The sequence below is a fragment of the Posidoniimonas corsicana genome (assembly GCF_007859765.1).
Classification (GTDB): domain Bacteria; phylum Planctomycetota; class Planctomycetia; order Pirellulales; family Lacipirellulaceae; genus Posidoniimonas; species Posidoniimonas corsicana.
Genome location: NZ_SIHJ01000004.1, coordinates 450,729 through 466,391, shown reverse-complemented (window position 1 = coordinate 466,391; position 15,663 = coordinate 450,729). Strand labels below are relative to the sequence as shown.

At 64.8% G+C, this 15,663-nt stretch carries 8 protein-coding genes and 2 rRNA genes; 4 read left to right on the top strand and 6 right to left on the bottom strand.

The window, feature by feature from the left end; translation table 11 throughout:
- Window positions 1-929: 929 nt before the first annotated feature.
- From KOR34_RS23230 to KOR34_RS23215, 4 genes are all read left to right on the top strand, one after another.
- Entirely contained in the window at window positions 930-3,047 is a 2,118-nt protein-coding gene (locus KOR34_RS23230; RefSeq protein WP_146568511.1) for a beta strand repeat-containing protein, read from the top strand.
- 262 nt (window positions 3,048-3,309) lie between these two features.
- The gene (locus tag KOR34_RS23225; RefSeq protein WP_146568510.1) at window positions 3,310-5,655 is read left to right on the top strand and encodes a DUF1592 domain-containing protein; all 2,346 of its coding nucleotides are present in this window, start codon (window positions 3,310-3,312) and stop codon (window positions 5,653-5,655) included.
- On the top strand, window positions 5,652-6,998 hold the full coding sequence (locus KOR34_RS23220; RefSeq protein ID WP_146568509.1) for a DUF1552 domain-containing protein: 1,347 nt from the start codon (window positions 5,652-5,654) through the stop codon (window positions 6,996-6,998). The genes KOR34_RS23225 and KOR34_RS23220 overlap by 4 nt, the downstream gene beginning before the upstream one ends.
- Before the next feature lie 9 nt (window positions 6,999-7,007).
- Window positions 7,008-8,444 (top strand): ankyrin repeat domain-containing protein, encoded by a 1,437-nt coding sequence (locus KOR34_RS23215; protein WP_146568508.1) that lies wholly within the window; start codon window positions 7,008-7,010, stop codon window positions 8,442-8,444.
- A gap of 8 nt (window positions 8,445-8,452) precedes the next feature.
- Here KOR34_RS23215 and KOR34_RS23210 read toward each other — a convergent pair whose 3' ends face one another.
- From KOR34_RS23210 to KOR34_RS23185, 6 genes are all read right to left on the bottom strand, one after another.
- Complete coding sequence (locus KOR34_RS23210; RefSeq protein WP_146568507.1) at window positions 8,453-9,865, bottom strand: hypothetical protein; 1,413 nt, start codon at window positions 9,863-9,865, stop codon at window positions 8,453-8,455.
- 33 nt (window positions 9,866-9,898) lie between these two features.
- Entirely contained in the window at window positions 9,899-10,384 is a 486-nt protein-coding gene (locus KOR34_RS23205; protein ID WP_146568506.1) for a hypothetical protein, read from the bottom strand.
- Window positions 10,363-10,860: an RNA polymerase sigma factor gene (locus tag KOR34_RS23200; RefSeq protein ID WP_146568505.1), complete on the bottom strand. Its 498-nt coding sequence runs from the start codon at window positions 10,858-10,860 to the stop codon at window positions 10,363-10,365. The genes KOR34_RS23205 and KOR34_RS23200 overlap by 22 nt, the downstream gene beginning before the upstream one ends.
- A 440-nt stretch (window positions 10,861-11,300) precedes the next feature.
- Entirely contained in the window at window positions 11,301-12,131 is an 831-nt protein-coding gene (locus KOR34_RS23195; protein ID WP_146568504.1) for a class I SAM-dependent methyltransferase, read from the bottom strand.
- Window positions 12,132-12,392: 261 nt separating this feature from the next.
- A 5S ribosomal RNA gene (gene rrf, locus KOR34_RS23190) occupies window positions 12,393-12,501 on the bottom strand.
- Between the two features lie 108 nt (window positions 12,502-12,609).
- Window positions 12,610-15,416, bottom strand: a 23S ribosomal RNA gene (locus tag KOR34_RS23185).
- Window positions 15,417-15,663 lie beyond the last annotated feature (247 nt).

Below are 15,663 nucleotides of genomic sequence, written 5' to 3'. Positions count from 1 at the left end.
GGAGCGTGAACTTCTTCGGGGCACGGTGATGCCAGTAACGACGCACCGTCCGACGACCCAGCTCGTGGGCGGCAAGCAGCAACGCGATGGGAGACTTCGTCGTTCGCACCCACACCGTACGGAAACAACACTACCTACAGTTTAGCTAGCAACGATAAGATTTCTACAGAGCTACAAAAGTCGGCTGGTATTGTCCCCGTCATGTTTCGGCTCAGCCTGGTATAGCAGTGTTTTCCACCGCACGCCGGGGACAAAACTCGGCGACTTTTGTCCCCACTCGGTACCGAATAGGGACAGAAGTCACCGTCATCCGCCCACCGCCGCCGGGCGGTTTCGATCGGCTGCGCCTCATCGTTTTTATTGCTCCCCTTTGTGCACTAGTCTTCGTTGACTTGATAGCGACTTGCGCCGGGGTTAGCCGTCGACTTGGCCGCTTGGCAACCCTTCATTGGACCACGCCAGGTGGCCGTTTTCTACCAAAATGTGAAGCATGAACATGTGGACCTCGTTGCGTCGCGGGCGTTGCCTAACGCCGGCCCACGGCACTTCATTTGCACTCGATTGACACCCGATCGGGCGGCGATATATTGCGCTCGATCTTGGCCATCAGCCCATCGGACGTCGCAGCCATGCACTCCTCGCGTCTGACACCCAACGTCTCCTGGGCCTTCTCTTCTTTAATGGCCTCCGTGGTGGATTAGACTTTCCCCGCGTGTTGCGTCCCCGCCCGCAAGGCACTCGTTGCGTTGGCACGGACTCACCGCCCGCACCCGCCCACCGCGCCGCGACGACTCCCAGACTCCAGCGCCCTGGGCCCGCTTGCACGCCACCTTTTTGGCGGAGATGGGGCATGACGCTCTGATCCCCCCAGCGTCCCGCGCGCATGCTTCGCGCCCAATGCCCCTTCCTCCTCCCTTGAGAGCCCACACATGACCACGACCGCACGTGTAGTGCTGGCGGTGATTGCGACCGCCGGCTGGACTTCATCAACCTGTGGCGAGCTGCTGACGCGCACCTGGAACGGCGGGGACGCAACCTGGAGCAGCGACGACGAATGGTCGCCCGCCGGCGCGCCGAACAACAACGGCGCCGACACCTTCCATGCGGTCGTGCCCACAGGCGCCGCGTTGCTGGATCAGGACATCACGATCAGTGAGTTGTCGGTCCAAGGAGGCACTATTGCTGGCGGCAACAGCTTAACGGTGCTCGACTCGCTGAACTGGAGCGGTGGCCGGATCGGCGGCGAGGGGACGCTCACGCTCGCCGGCGCGACCACGATCGACAGCAGCGGCGGCTGGGTGGAGCTGGCCGGCAGCCGCCAGGTCGTCACCCAGGGCGCCACCACCGTCGCGGGCACGACGCTCTACATCAACTCAAGCGGCGACGACGCCGTCCCCGGGCCGGTCTGGACCAACCAGGGCGCCTTCGCCGTCACCGACGAGTCCGACTTCTCCCTGCAGAACTACGCCGGCGGCCAGCCCAGCTTCGTCAACCACGCCGACGGCGTGTTCACCAAGTCCGGCGCCGACACCCAGACCGACGTCTCCGTGGTGTTCAACAACGACGGGACCGTCAACGTTGATAGCGGCACGCTCGCGTTGTGGAACGACGGGGCCGACGGCGGCGCCTACAACGTCGCCAGCGGCGGCAGGCTCCTCATGCTTGCCGGCACGCGGGCCCTGGGCGGCGGCAGCAGCCTCGCCACCGCCGGCGTGCTGCAGGTCTCCGGCGGGCAGCTGACCATCGGCGGGACCGCCACCATCAACGAGCTGGTCATCGACGGCGGCGCCCTGGAGTTCGGGGACACCCCCTACTCCGTCACCGGTCCGGTCACCTTCACTTCCGGCTTCTGGGGCAGCGCCGCCGACCTGACGCTCAACAGCTCGCTGAACTGGAGCGGCGGCCGGATCGGCGGCGAGGGGACGCTCACGCTCGCCGGCGCGACCACGATCGACAGCAGCGGCGGCTGGGTGGAGCTGCCCGGCAGCCGCCAGGTCGTCACCCAGGGCGCCACCACCGTCTCGGGGACGACTCTCTATGTCTACTCGACCGGCGACGACGCCGTCCCCGGGCCGGTCTGGACCAACCAGGGCGCCTTCGCCGTCACCGACGAGTCCGACTTCTCTCTGCAGAACTACGCCGGCGGCCAGCCCAGCTTCGTCAACCACGCCGACGGCGTGTTCACCAAGTCCGGCGCCGACACCCAGACCGACGTCTCCGTGGTGTTCAACAACGACGGGACCGTCAACGTTGATAGCGGCACGCTCGCGTTCTCCAACAGTTACTTGCAGACGGGAGGAACGCTGCGGCTGAACGGCGGAGCGGTAGCCGCCTCGCAACCACTCGAACTTCAGGGCGGCGCCCTAGAGGGGCACGGCGTGATCACCGGCGACGTGTCGAACAACGCGGTGATCTCCCCCAACGGCCCGAGCGGCGTACTGACCATCGATGGCGACCTGACGCTTGGTGTTAACTCCCTGATCGACATCGCCGTCGGCGGCTCGACGGCCGGCACCGGCTACGGCTACCTGACCGAGGCGGGGTTCACGCCGCTGTCGCTCGCCGGCGCGCTGGCGGTCACTCTCACCGGCGAGTACACGCCCGATGCCCTGTCGACATTCGTCGTCCTGCGGTCCAACGAGGACCTGACCGGCGCGCTCACGAACGTGGCGAACGGCGGTCGCCTGTACACGACCGACGACAGCGGCTCGTTCCTCGTCAGCTATGGCGAGTCCAGTCCATTCAACAACCGGCATCTGGTGCTTAGCTCGTTCGTGCCGATCCTGCCCGGCGACTACAACGACGACGGCCGTGTCGACGCGGCCGACTACACCGTGTGGCGCGACAACCTGGGCAGCGGCGTCTCACTAACCAACGACAGCACGCCCGGCGTCGGCCCCGACGACTACCTCCGCTGGAGGAACAACTTCGGCCGCACAGACGACTCTTTCGCCGGCGGACCATCGCTGTCGGCCGGCGCGGCGCCCGAGCCCGGGTGCTGGCCGGTGCTGCTGGCGTTGTTGGCGCTGCGCCGTCGTCGGGGCTGAGCTAAACAGGGGACTCATAAACGCCGTGCGGCCGACTCGAGCGAGCCGCACGGCGTGTTTCAAGGCGCCAGGCAGCGGGTACCGGGGCAGGATAGGTAAACGCGGTTTAGTTTTCACAACCTCTTGCAGCCTTCACCAGGCCATCGGCGTCCGTCGAAAGTTGCCCAATGCCCGCCCGGTTTGGTATGGTGAGGGGGTTGCCGAGCGAGCCGGTTAGGCGAGCACGGCCCCTCCTCTCCCCGCCCCCGACGGCGTTGTTCGCATGCGGCAGCTTGCCCTCTCGCTGGTTCTGCTTAGCCTTGCGCACGCGAGCCAGGCGGGCGACCACCGGGAGCACGTGGACAAGTTCGTCGCGCAGTACTGCCTCGACTGCCACGGCGAGGACTCGCCTGAAGCGGGCCTGGTTCTTGCCGATCTAGCGCCGCTCGACGGCTACGGGGCCGCGGCGTGGGATTCGGCCGCCCTCGAGCAGGTGTGGCGGCGCGTCCGGCTGCGTCAGATGCCCCCGCCCGACGCGTTTCGCCCGGACGAGTCCGAGTACCGCGACGCCATCACCGCCCTCGAGACGCTGCTCGACGGCCACGCCGAGAAGCACCCTGATCCTGGCCGCACCGAGTCGCTCCGCCGGTTGACGCGCAGCGAGTACCGCAATTCCGTGCGGGACCTGCTGGGCGTCGAGGTGGACGTCGACGAGTTGCTGCCCGCCGACGAGTCGTCCCACGGGTTCGACAACGTCACCGTGGGCGAGCTCTCCCCGCTGCTGCTCGGCCGGTATGTCGCCGCGGCGGAGAAGATCGCGGCCCAGGCAGTCCACGCCACGCCGACCGGTCCCGAGGGCGTCACCTTCCGGCTGCCGCCCGACCGGTCTCAGGAAGATCATGTCGTCGGGCTGCCGCTGGGGACGCGCGGCGGCGGGGTGTTCACCTACCAGTTCTCTCGCCCGGGTGAGTACGACGTCCGCATCCGCCTGACCCGCGACCGCGATGAGCACGTGGAAGGGCTCCGCGGAGAGCACGAGGTCGACCTGCTGCTGGACCGCGGACTAGTCGAGCGGTTCACGGTCGCACCGCCCCGTTCGCAGAAGGGCGAGCCGGACCACACCGAGGTCGACAAGCACCTGCGGAAGCGTGTCTGGATCGAGCCGGGCGTGCGCCAAGTGGGCGTCACCTTCCCGAGCAAGTCCCGCTCGATTCCGGAGATCAAGCGGCAGCCGTTCGACGCGTCGTTCAACCGCCACCGCCACCCCCGCCGGGCGCCCGCGCTGCTTGAGGTGTCGGTGGTCGGCCCGCTGGCGCCCGCTCAGCCAGGCGACACCCCCAGCCGCCAGCTGGTGCTCGGCGACGCCACGCCCACTCCCGACGACCCAACCGGCGCCGCGCGCGGCCGGCTGGAACCGCTCCTCCGCCTGGCCTATCGGCGGCCGGTGACCGCCGAGGACCTGGCGGGCCCCATGCGGGCGTTTACGGATCGTGCCGCAGCGGCGGGCTTCGAGGCCGGCGTCGAGGCGGCCGTGGCGGCGGCGCTGGTGAGCCCGCACTTCTTGTTCAGGGTAGAGTCCGAACCCGCGGACGCCGCCCCGGGCGATGTGTACCGCGTCTCGGACCTGGAGCTCGCCACCCGGCTCTCGTACTTCGTGTGGAGCAGCCTTCCGGACGATGAGCTGCTGTCGGTCGCCGCAGCAGGGACGCTCCACCAGCCAGCCGTGCTCCGTGGGCAGGTCGAGCGGATGCTGCGGGACGAACGCTCCCGCGCGCTGGTCGATAACTTTGCGTCGCAGTGGCTGCACCTCCGCAACCTGCAGAGCTTCCACCCGGACATGCGGCGGTTTGTTGACTTCGACGACAACCTCCGCCAGTCGATGCGGCAAGAAACCGAACTGCTGATGGCGCACGTTATCCGAGAAGACGAGAGCGTGCTGCACCTGATCCAGCCAAGCGTCGTGTACCTCGACGAGCGGCTCGCCACGCATTACGGCGTTCCCGGGGTGCGCGGCAGCCACTTCCGGCCTGTAGGCGTCGACCGTGCCGGCCACCGCGGCGGTCTGCTGCGGCAGGGGAGCGTGCTGGCCGTGACGTCCTACGCCCACCGCACCTCGCCCACGGTGCGTGGCTACTGGGTGCTAAAGAACCTGCTGGGGTCGCCCCCGCCACCGCCCCCACCCGACGTGCCCGATCTCGAGGACGCGGCCTCCGCGCAGGACAACACCGTCCGGGCCAAGCTGCAGGCGCACCGGTCGAACCCTGCCTGCGCCGCCTGCCACGACCTGATGGACCCCATCGGCCTGGCCCTCGAAAACTACGACGCCGTGGGGCGTTGGCGTGACCGCGAGGGCGAGGCGCCCATCGACCCCACCGGCGTGCTGCCGGACGGCACGCCCGTGGCCGGGGTGACCGACCTCGAGGCCAGCCTGCTGGCGCGTCCGGAAGTGTTTGTCGGCGCGATGGTCGAGAAGCTCTACACGTTCGCTCTGGGCCGCGGCGTCGAACCGAGCGACATGCCGGCCGTCCGCCGGGTGCTCCGCTCGGCCGCGGCCGACGACTACCGATTCTCCTCACTGGTGCTGGGCATCGTTTCCAGCGACCCCTTCTGCAAGAGGACCGTTCAATGATTCTGCGTCGCAAAGCGATTTCACGCCGGACACTGCTGCGGGGCGCCGGGGCCGCCATCGCCCTGCCGCTCCTGGACGCGATGGTGCCGGCCGCGACCGCCACCGAGGCGACCGTCGCGTCCGCCGCCCGGCTCAAGCGGCTCAGCTTCACCTACATACCGATGGGCTTCAATCCCGCGGAGTGGACGCCCGCCGGCGAGACGCTCGCCGACCTGCCGTCCAGCCTGCAGCCCCTCGAGGCGGTCAAGCAGCAGGTCTGCGTGCTGTCCGGCATGGAACTCCGCAACGCCTACCCGGGGTCGCACGCGACTTCGAACTCCGCGTTCCTCAGCGCGGCCCGCGCGAAGCGGACCGAGAGCTCCGACTACTGCAATGGCACCACCGTCGACCAGATCGCGGCCCGGCGCCTCGGCAAGCAGACGCAGCTTCCCTCGCTGGAGCTGGCGATGGACCAGCTGACCAACATCGGCCAGTGCGACAACGGCTACGCCTGCGTCTACCAGAACAACCTGTCGTGGTCCTCCCCGACCACTCCCCTGCCCTCGGAGGCCAACCCGCGGGCCGTGTTCGAGATGCTGTTCGGCGCGGGGGGGTCGTCGGCCCAACGCCGCGCGGCGTTGCAGCGCCGCGCCAGCCTGCTGGACACCGTGACCCACGAGATGCGCCGCCTGCGGAGCCGGCTGGGTCCGAGCGACCAGCACAAGATTGACGAGTACTTCCAGAGCATCCGCGATGTCGAGCAACGCGTCGCCCGCGCCGAAGCCAACGTCGACGAGAACCCGCTGCCCGACCTCGACCGCCCGATCGGCGCGCCGGCGTCGTACGCCGATCATGCTCGGCTGATGTTCGACCTGCAGCGGCTGGCGTTTCAAGGCGACATGACCCGGGTCGTCTCCTTCCAGCTCGCCCGCGAGGCCAGCACCCGCACCTACCCAGAGATCGGCGTGCCGGAACCCCACCACCCCACTACCCACCACGGCAAGAACCCGGAGAAGCTGGCCAAAGTGGCCAAGATCAACCGCTTCCACGTGTCGCTCTTCGCGGAGTTCCTGGAGTCGCTCGCGGCCACGCCGGAGGCCGAAGGCACGCTGCTCGACCACTCGCTGCTGCTCTACGGCAGCGGCATGGGCGACCCCGACGCGCACGACCATTCGAACCTGCCGGTGCTGGTCGCGGGCGGCGCGTCGGGCGGGCTCCGCGGCGGCCGCCACATCCGGTACCGCGACCAGACCCCGCTGGCCAACCTGCACCTCACGCTGCTCAACAAGGCCGGCCTCGAAATGGGCTCGTTCGGCGACAGCGACGGCCCGGCCGACGGCCTTTTCGAACCGCTCACGCTGTAGGGCAAACGGATGACCAACACCCGCGTCCCGCTGTGCGCCGCCGCGTTGGCGCTGCTGTTATGGGCGACGGCCGCTGGGGCCGGCGGTTCGCTCGCGGACCGTGCCGAGCAGAAAGAGTGGCAGGCGGTCGCCGACCTGCTGGGCGACGGCGCGACGCCTGCCGCCGCCCAGCCGGACGGGATGACCGCGCTGCACTGGGCGGTGCTCCACGGCGATGCGCCCACGGTCCGTCGGCTGATTGCGGCCGGCGCCGACGCCAACGCTGCCACCGGCTATGGCGTCCGCCCGCTGGCAATCGCGTGCCAGAACGGCGACGCCGACGCCGCCCGCATGCTGCTCTCAGCCGGCGCGGACGCCAACGCCACGCAGAGCGGCGGCGAGACCGCCCTGATGACCGCCTGCCGCACCGGCGATGGCCCGGTTGTCTCGCTGATGCTGGAAAGCCGGGCCGACCCGAACGCAATCGAGGCGAGCGGGCAGACCGCTCTGATGTGGGCCGCTTCGGCCGGCGCAACCAACGCGATCGATCTCCTGATCAAGCACGGCGCCGACCTGCACGCAACCAGCCGGCAGGGATTCACCGCCCTCGGCTTCGCGTCGCGCGACGGCCGGCTGACCGCCGCTGCCCGGCTTCTCCAAGCCGGCGCCGACGTTAACGCGGCGATGCGGCCGCAGGACCGGGATGAGCGGGCGCCGCGGAAGGGGATGTCGCCGCTGCTGCTGGCGGTAGAGAGCGGCCACTTTGAGCTGGCGCTGCTGCTCGTCCGTCAAGGCGCCGACCCGGACGATCAGCGGAGCGGCTACACGCCGCTGCACGCGATTAGCTGGGTCCGCAAGGCCAACCTCGGCGACAACCCATCGGGCGACCCCGAGCCCCGTGGCTCGGGCGGCGTGACGAGCCTGCAGTTCGTGTGTGAATTGGTGGCCGCCGGCGCCGACGTTAACCGGCGCATCGAGGGGAACAAGGGCGGCGCCAAACAGCTCCGGCACGACGGCTGCTCGCCGCTGCTGTTCGCCGCCCGCACGGCCGACCTGCCACTCGTCCGGCTGCTGGTCGACCTGGGCGCCGACCCGACCATTCCTAACCGCGACGGCTGCACCCCGCTGATGGCGTGCGCCGGCGTCGGTGTGCAGGGGGTGGGCGAGGAGGCGGGCGCCGAACCCGAGGTTTTGGAGACGCTCGATTACCTGCTGGCGCTCGGTGCTGAGGTGAACACCATCGACGACAACCGAGAAACCGCTATGCACGGCGCCGCGTACCGCAACTTCCCACGCGTTGTCGAGCTGCTCGCCAAGCACGACGCCGACCCACAGCGGTGGAACCACAAGAACAAGTCCGGCTGGACGCCGATGCGAATCGCCGAAGGGCACCGGCCCGGTTCCTTCAAACCCCACCCGCCAACGCAGGCGGCCCTGCGCGCCGCCCTGGGGGCGCCGCCGCCCTGACCCTCAAGTCAGTCTTCCGCCATCACAATCTCGTAGTTCAGCGGCGAGTTGGGCAGCGGAGGGCCGGTCAACACCGCCCTGCCCTGCTCTAGCCGGTACTCGAACGGACTGCCGGTGACCGGGTCGGACGGGATCGGCACGGCGGTTACCTCATCGAGTGATTCAGGCAGCGCCCCGCCGTTGCGCGCCGCGTGGATGCGGAGGGCCTCGAAGACCCTGAGCACGGCAATCTCCCGATCAGCTCGCGTCAAAGCCCGCTTGACCCAAACGACCCCGATCACGAGGTTTTTGGCAATCGGCGCGAGCTCCGCCTCCGGACGGCCGGCAGACGCGACCGTCCGATCGAACCCCCGCACCGCCTGCGGGTAGGGGACGAATAGGTACTTCAGGACATCCTGGTGCAGCCGGCGGTAGTCCCACAGGGTGCGATGCAAAGCGGCCTCGAACACCGTCATCTCGTCCACGCGTTCTTGCTCCAGGCCGTACTCGACTAGCCGCCGACGGGTCACGCTGTCTTGCTGCCGGCATCGATCCGCGAGCGCCTCGCGGGTCGGGACCGGGTCGGATTCCTGCGACGAGATCCATTCGAGCAGCCGCGTGCAAGCGTCAAGGTAGAACTCTTGCCACTGCTCATCGGTGCGTGCGGCTGAGTCGAGGTCAGCAAAACCAGGGATCGAGAGCTCGACGCCGCCGGCCTCGACATCAATCGCGTCGCGCACGTTGAACAGCGGTGTCGGCAACGTCGTAAGCGCCCAGTAGAGGTTCGGTGCGTCCGGCTGCTGGACCAGGGTTTCTACCTGCGAGTTCATCAGCTCCGACCAGGCGATTCCCACCAGTGCGCTCACAAAGGTGCGGCTCTGCGCCACGTTCAAACCGCCGGCGTACCCTATCTGCAGCGTGTTAATCGCCTCTTCGAATTCTCGGTTGGCGATGTGGATCCTGGCCTTGGCCGCGAGAATCCTCGCAAACTCCCGCGACTCCTGCACCTCTGGGAGCATGAGGGTGTAGAACGGCGACTCCGTGCGGATGGGAAGCTGCCAATCGCAGTAGTCACAATTGGCGGCGCGGCGCAGGTCGTCCAGGATGTGGCCATCGACCATCGCCATCCCCGCCTGCCCGTTGCGCAGGTCGTCGAGCGGCGCCTCGATCCAGCCGTGGTACACCTCATGAAGCTCGCTGTCCCCAAAGAACACGTTCTCCTCAGCCTTTACCTTGCCGTAGAACACGGCGGCATTGCCGGGCGTGCGCTGGAGGTAGCCGGGCAAGAGCCGGTACCGGAAGGCGGGTTGGGACTCTTCCTGAGGGTGTAGGGTGATTCTGATTGCCTGCGCAGGCGGTTCGGCCATTACACAAGCTGGCGCACACAGCACTGTGACGGCCAGCAGCCCTAGCATCTCGATTGCCCTGATGGGGTTCGCCATGGCGACGCTCCTTGTTCGATTCAAAGACGACAATCAGATCTCTCGCAGTTCGCGCCACGAGACAGGCGTCAGCGGGGCGCTGAGCGGCACGACACGACGACCGCCCTCCGCCGGAGAAGATGCTTGACTGGGGCGCACGGGGGCAGGCTCTGCTACCCGGCGCACGTCGCGGTGGACGGAAGCAACGGAAAGGCGGTGAGGATCGACCAGGCGGCTGATCGGTGGTTGCGCCGTTGTGGAATTCGCTCCGTGCGGCGTGATGCGGTCGCTGCCGCCGCCGACCAGCATCATCAGAAACAGCGCGGCCATAGTCGTCATGCCGCCGAACGCTGCGGGCCAAGCTGCCCTGCGGCCGAACGGGAGCGGGGCCGCAGCGTCCAAGCGGGCTTCCGCGGCCGCGTAGCCAGCAAGGTAGCAGGCGTGCTCACGGTCCAGAGCGGCTGCGCTCGGCTTCAACGAAAGCAGCATCGACTCGATCGGATCGGGCTCTGAGCCCTTCAGCGGTCTACGTTCGGACATCCCAGGCTCCAATGTTTGCGTAGTTCGGCGAGCGCCGCGTTGTAGTTTCGGTGGGCCGTGCTCGACGAGCAGCCGGTGAGCTTGCCGATCTCCGCGAGCGTGTGGCCGCCCCAGATCCTCAGCACCACTACCTCCCGCAGCTCCAGCGGAAGGGCGGCGAGCGCCCGCTGGGCGTCGGCCGCGTCCAGCGGCGTTTCGAGATTCGACTCGAACCACGCGTCCCGCAGTTTGCCGCCCTTGCGTTCGTGCGACGCGCGGACCGCTTGTCGGCGGGAGGCGTCGATCGCGCCGTTCCGCACGACGCGGTACAGCCACCTGGCCGGGTTCTCGGGCGGCGGCGACTGCCGCATCAACGAAACGAGCGCGTCCTGCACGACGTCCTCGGCGTCGCACGGCCACTGCCGGGCGTACAGCACCAGAGCGGCGCCGTGCTGGTCGAGCAGTCGTGAGAACCGCAGGTGCTGTTCGTCGGCCATGGAAACCCGTCGGGAGGTGCGTCACTAACAAGACGCTCCCCGACTGGTTTCTTCCCACGATTTCTGGCCAGCGCCTGGATATCACCCGCGGCGGGCCGGTTCGCCCGCCAGTCAGCCCTCCGGTGTCGTACTAATCTGAGCCAGAAGGCCCCTCGAAACGCGCATGGCAGACCTCAACCGTACCCGTCAGCTTGGCGAAGTTGCTTGAGTTGAAGCCCTGCAGCCCGCCAAGGAGAAATGTCACACTGCAGAGCACCCGCTTCAGCTCTCGCGAAGCCGGGCCCCGTCGGTCCTCGTCATTGACGCAGGGCGGCGGTAGGGACAGCGTCCGCGACAACCGGGCGCACAGCCAGCCAGCGCGACGCAACGAATCGGCGGTGCGAGCGTCGTTGGGGCGATCGTCCGATGCGGCCATCTTGGCGGTAAGCCGCCGGCCCCGATCACCGCGGCCGCTTGGCGACCACGCCGAACACGTTCTCCAAGCCGAGCTTCTCGCCCAGCTTTTGAAAGAGCGTGTTCTGCGAGCTGTAGTAGCGAACCACCCTACACTCGCAGCCGAGTTCGACTAGCAGGTTCGCAATCGCTTCCTGGTCGACCCCGTTCCGCACAACGTGGTACTCCGCGTTGTCGCTCTTTGAGTCATCGTGGTAGACGCCAAACTTGCGGCGTGCCCTGCGGTAGATCCCGCCGAGGACGTCACCCTTGGCCCCACCCGAAAGCCGCCAGAAGAAGTATCCGGTGTCGGTCAGAGCGCGGTTCGCAAACCCAACGGTGTCGTACCGCAACGGGTCCTGGAAAGAGAAGAAAACCCCGCCCGGCTTTAGCAGGGACACCGCGCGGCGGATCAACGACAGGTAGTCGGGGATGTGGTGCAGGAACGCGTTGACCGCCACGATATCGTAGGACGCGTCCTCCTCCTTGAGGAAGTCGTGGATGTCTTGGCAGCGTGCGTCGAGCTGGTCGCTGCGTCCCTGGGCTTTGCTCTTGAGCGCCGCCAGCTGCGAGGAGGAGATGTCGACCGCTACGACCTGCGCCCCCAACTCAAGGAAGGGCAGCGTTACGCCGCCCTCGCCTGCGCCCAAGTCGGCGACCACCGGCGAATCGGTTGACTCTTTGGCCGCATCAAAAACCTCGAGCACCAGCCTCCCGTAGAGTTCACGGAGGCTCTCGTGCTTGATGTGGGGCGCGCCGTCGATGTACTCATCGAGGTCCCTGCCCTCATAGGCGATCTGATTCGCCATGCTGGCGATTCGGTCCAGGCGCTCGTCCATCCAGTTGCGCTCCAGCGACGCGAGCCGTCCATCCGGCCCAAGAATCGGTCGGGCTCCCTGAACGAACCCCGATCCGCACTGTAGTTTTGCGTCGCCCCGTCCCGGCAGAACATCAACGAACGCCTGATCACGCCATTCTGTCCAGCCCGCCCCGGTTCATCAAGCAATATGCTGACCTGGACGCGGAGCTGCCGGGTGGTCCGCTTAGGACCAGCGCACAAAAAAGCCCTGCTTGGGTTTGAGCCCAAGCAGGGCTAAAAAACCTGGCGATACCTACTTTCGCACTGGTAGGCACTATCATCGGCTCTGGAAGCTTAACTACTGTGTTCGGAATGGGAACAGGTGTTTCCGTCCAGATATGGTCGCCAGAAGAAACCTGGGGGGCGGCGAAGCCCGCCCAGGCTTAATTTGGTATTGCAAGAGTGGCGTCCGCGGAACGTTGTTCCGCGGCCCTCAGACTCAAGAGCTTTGGATAAATGTAGCCAAGCGTTCGTCCATTAGTACCGGTTAGCTGAACGTATTACTACGCTTACACATCCGGCCTATCAACCTGGTCGTCTTCCAGGGGACTTTCGGGCATTGCCCAACGAGACCTAATCTTGGAGCGGGCTTCACGCTTAGATGCCTTCAGCGTTTATCCTTTCCGTCCTTAGCTATCCAGCCGTGCCGCTAGCGCGACAACTGGCACACCAGAGGGACGTCCATCCAAATCCTCTCGTACTAAAGATGAACCTCCTCAAGTCTCGTACGCCCACAGTAGATAGGGACCGACCTGTCTCACGACGGTCTGAACCCAGCTCACGTACCACTTTCATTGGCGAACAGCCAAACCCTTGGGAGCTTCTTCACCCCCAGGATGTGATGAGCCGACATCGAGGTGCCAAACCGCTCCGCCGCTATGGACGCTCGGGAGCGATAAGCCTGTTATCCCCGGAGTACCTTTTATCTGTTGAGCGATGGCCCTTCCATTCGGGACCACCGGATCACTAAGCCCTACTTTCGTACCTGCTCGACTGATAAGTCTCGCAGTTTAGCACCCTTCTACCTTTACGCTCGATGCGTGATTGCCAACCACGCTGAGGGTACCTATTGGGCTCCTCCGTTACTCTTTGGGAGGAGACCGCCCCAGTCAAACTGCCCAACTGACACTGTCCGCTGCCTGGCTTCACAGGAATCAGCGTTAGAACTAAGCCATGAACAGGGTGGTATTTCACCAACGGCTCCCCCCGATCTAGCGACCGGGGATCAAAGCCTCCCACCTATCCTACACAGTACATAGCACAGCCCAATATCAGCCTACAGTAAAGGTTCACGGGGTCTTTCCGTCTAGCTGCGGGAACGTGGCATCTTCACCACGACTACAATTTCACCGGGTCACTGGTTGAGACAGTATTCCTCTCGTTACGCCTTTCATGCAGGTCGGAACTTACCCGACAAGGAACTTCGCTACCTTAGGACCGTCATAGTTACGGCCGCCGTTTACTGGGGCTTCGGTCGAAGGCTTCGCTCTAATGAACTAACTTCCTACCTTAACCTACCAGCACCGGGCAGGCGTCAGTCTCTATACGTCCACTTACGTGTTAGCAGAGACCTGTGTTTTTGATAAACAGTCGGAGGAACCGATTTACTGTGGCCAGCCGAAACTGGCATCCCTTATCGCGAACTTACGGGATCATTTTGCAGAGTTCCTTAACCAGTGTTCTCCCGAGCGCCTTAGACTACTCGTCTCGCCTACCTGTGTCAGTTTTAGTACGGTCGCCGTGCTTCAACCCTCATGAGCTTTTCTTGGACGTCTTTCAGATGACATACCCAACGTAAACGGGGTTAGCCTTGCGGCCAGGCACATTTCTAATCGTGCCCTCACCATCGGGACGCCGTCCCTCACTTGGTCCACACGAGCGGCGCAGGAATATTAACCTGCTGTCCATCGACTACGCCTTTCGGCCTCGTCTTAGGAACCGGCTAACCCTGGGCGGAATTACCTTCCCCAGGAAACCTTAGGCTTTCGGCGAGCAGGATTCTCACCTGCTTTATCGTTACTCATTCCGGCATAATCACCTGTTGGCCCCACCACCGCTCCTTACGGTACGGCTCGTATCTGACCAACAGCGCTCTCCTACCACTTGCCCGAAGGCAAATCTATGGCTTCGGTGTCGTACTTACTCCCGTTCATTATTGGCGCAGAACTGCTCGACCAGTAAGCTGTTACGCACTTTTTAAATGATGGCTGCTTCTAAGCCAACATCCTGGTTGTCACAGCAATTCAACTTCCTTAGTGACTGAGTACGACTTCGGGACCTTAGCCGATAGTCTGGGTTGTTTCCCTCTCGACCGCGAAGCTTATCCCCCGCGGACTGACTGCCGAGATAGTTATGTTGGTATTCGGAGTTTGGCTCAGCAGGGTACCCCGCGAAGGGCCCCAAACCAAATCAGTATCTCTACCCCCAACACATAGTGGCTCGACGCTAGCCCTAAAGCTATTTCGGAGAGAACGAGCTATCTCCTGGTTTGATTAGACTTTCACTCCTCCCCACAAGTCATCCCCTCAGTTTTCAACCTAAGTGGGTTCGGTCCTCCACGCGGTACAACCCGCGCTTCAACCTGCTCATGGGTAGTTCACCAGGTTTCGCGTCTACCGCCAACGACAATGCGCCCTATTAAGACTCGGTTTCCCTGAGGCTTCGGCCCGTAAGGCCTTAACCAAGCCGCAAACGGTAACTCGCCGGATCATTATGCAAAAGGCACGCCGTCACACATCCCCGAAGGTATAGTGCTCCGACCGCTTGTAAGCGCATGGTTTCAGGTTCATTACCTCCCCTCGACGGGGTTCTTTTCATCTTTCAGTCGCCATACTGATTCACTATCGGTCATCAAGTAGTATTTAGCCTTACGGGATGGTCCCCGTAGATTCAGTCGGGGTTTCACGTGACCCGACCTACTCAGGTGTCACTCGGTAGGTTGTGTAAGTTTCGCTTACGGGACTTTCACCCCCTGTGGTCCAACATTCCAGATGGTTCTGCTACCACACAACTTCCCATGTGAGTGATCCTACAACCCCGCAGGGGAGACCCCCGCGGTTTGGGCTATTTCGCTTTCGCTCGCCGCTACTTACGAAATCGAGTTTTCTTTCTTCTCCTGCAGTTACTTAGATGTTTCAGTTCACTGCGTTCGATTGGGAATCCCGGGATCATCGCTTGTTTGTCAACTCCCCCAGGCATTTCGCAGACTTCCACGCCCATTCTCTTGATGCCAAGACATCCCCCATGCGCTCTTAGTAGCTTGGCTACATTAATCCAAAGCTCTCACTCCTCGTGCCGCCGCCGGGCGAACCCAACAGAGCCACGCGAACCAAGAACCGGCTTAATGCACTACTATTCCGTCAGCCTAAGGATGATCCACCCCTCGGGCCTAAGCCCGAAACGGCTGACGGAGAGTAACGCTTCTCAAATCTAAGAGCTCGGCGGGAAGGCAAACACAGCCGTGCTTGGGAGCACGGCAACCTTCCCGTCGAAGATGCCACTCTTGCTTCTAC

What these genes read in the sequence shown, in the direction of transcription:
- KOR34_RS23215 (WP_146568508.1), top strand. Translation starts at nt 7,008, where the DNA reads ATGACCAACACCCGCGTCCCGCTGTGCGCCGCCGCGTTGGCGCTGCTG.
- KOR34_RS23220 (WP_146568509.1), top strand. Translation starts at nt 5,652, where the DNA reads ATGATTCTGCGTCGCAAAGCGATTTCACGCCGGACACTGCTGCGGGGC.
- KOR34_RS23225 (WP_146568510.1), top strand. Translation starts at nt 3,310, where the DNA reads ATGCGGCAGCTTGCCCTCTCGCTGGTTCTGCTTAGCCTTGCGCACGCG.
- KOR34_RS23195 (WP_146568504.1), bottom strand. Translation starts at nt 12,131, where the DNA reads ATGGACGAGCGCCTGGACCGAATCGCCAGCATGGCGAATCAGATCGCC.
- KOR34_RS23210 (WP_146568507.1), bottom strand. Translation starts at nt 9,865, where the DNA reads ATGGCGAACCCCATCAGGGCAATCGAGATGCTAGGGCTGCTGGCCGTC.
- KOR34_RS23200 (WP_146568505.1), bottom strand. Translation starts at nt 10,860, where the DNA reads ATGGCCGACGAACAGCACCTGCGGTTCTCACGACTGCTCGACCAGCAC.
- KOR34_RS23230 (WP_146568511.1), top strand. Translation starts at nt 930, where the DNA reads ATGACCACGACCGCACGTGTAGTGCTGGCGGTGATTGCGACCGCCGGC.
- KOR34_RS23205 (WP_146568506.1), bottom strand. Translation starts at nt 10,384, where the DNA reads ATGTCCGAACGTAGACCGCTGAAGGGCTCAGAGCCCGATCCGATCGAG.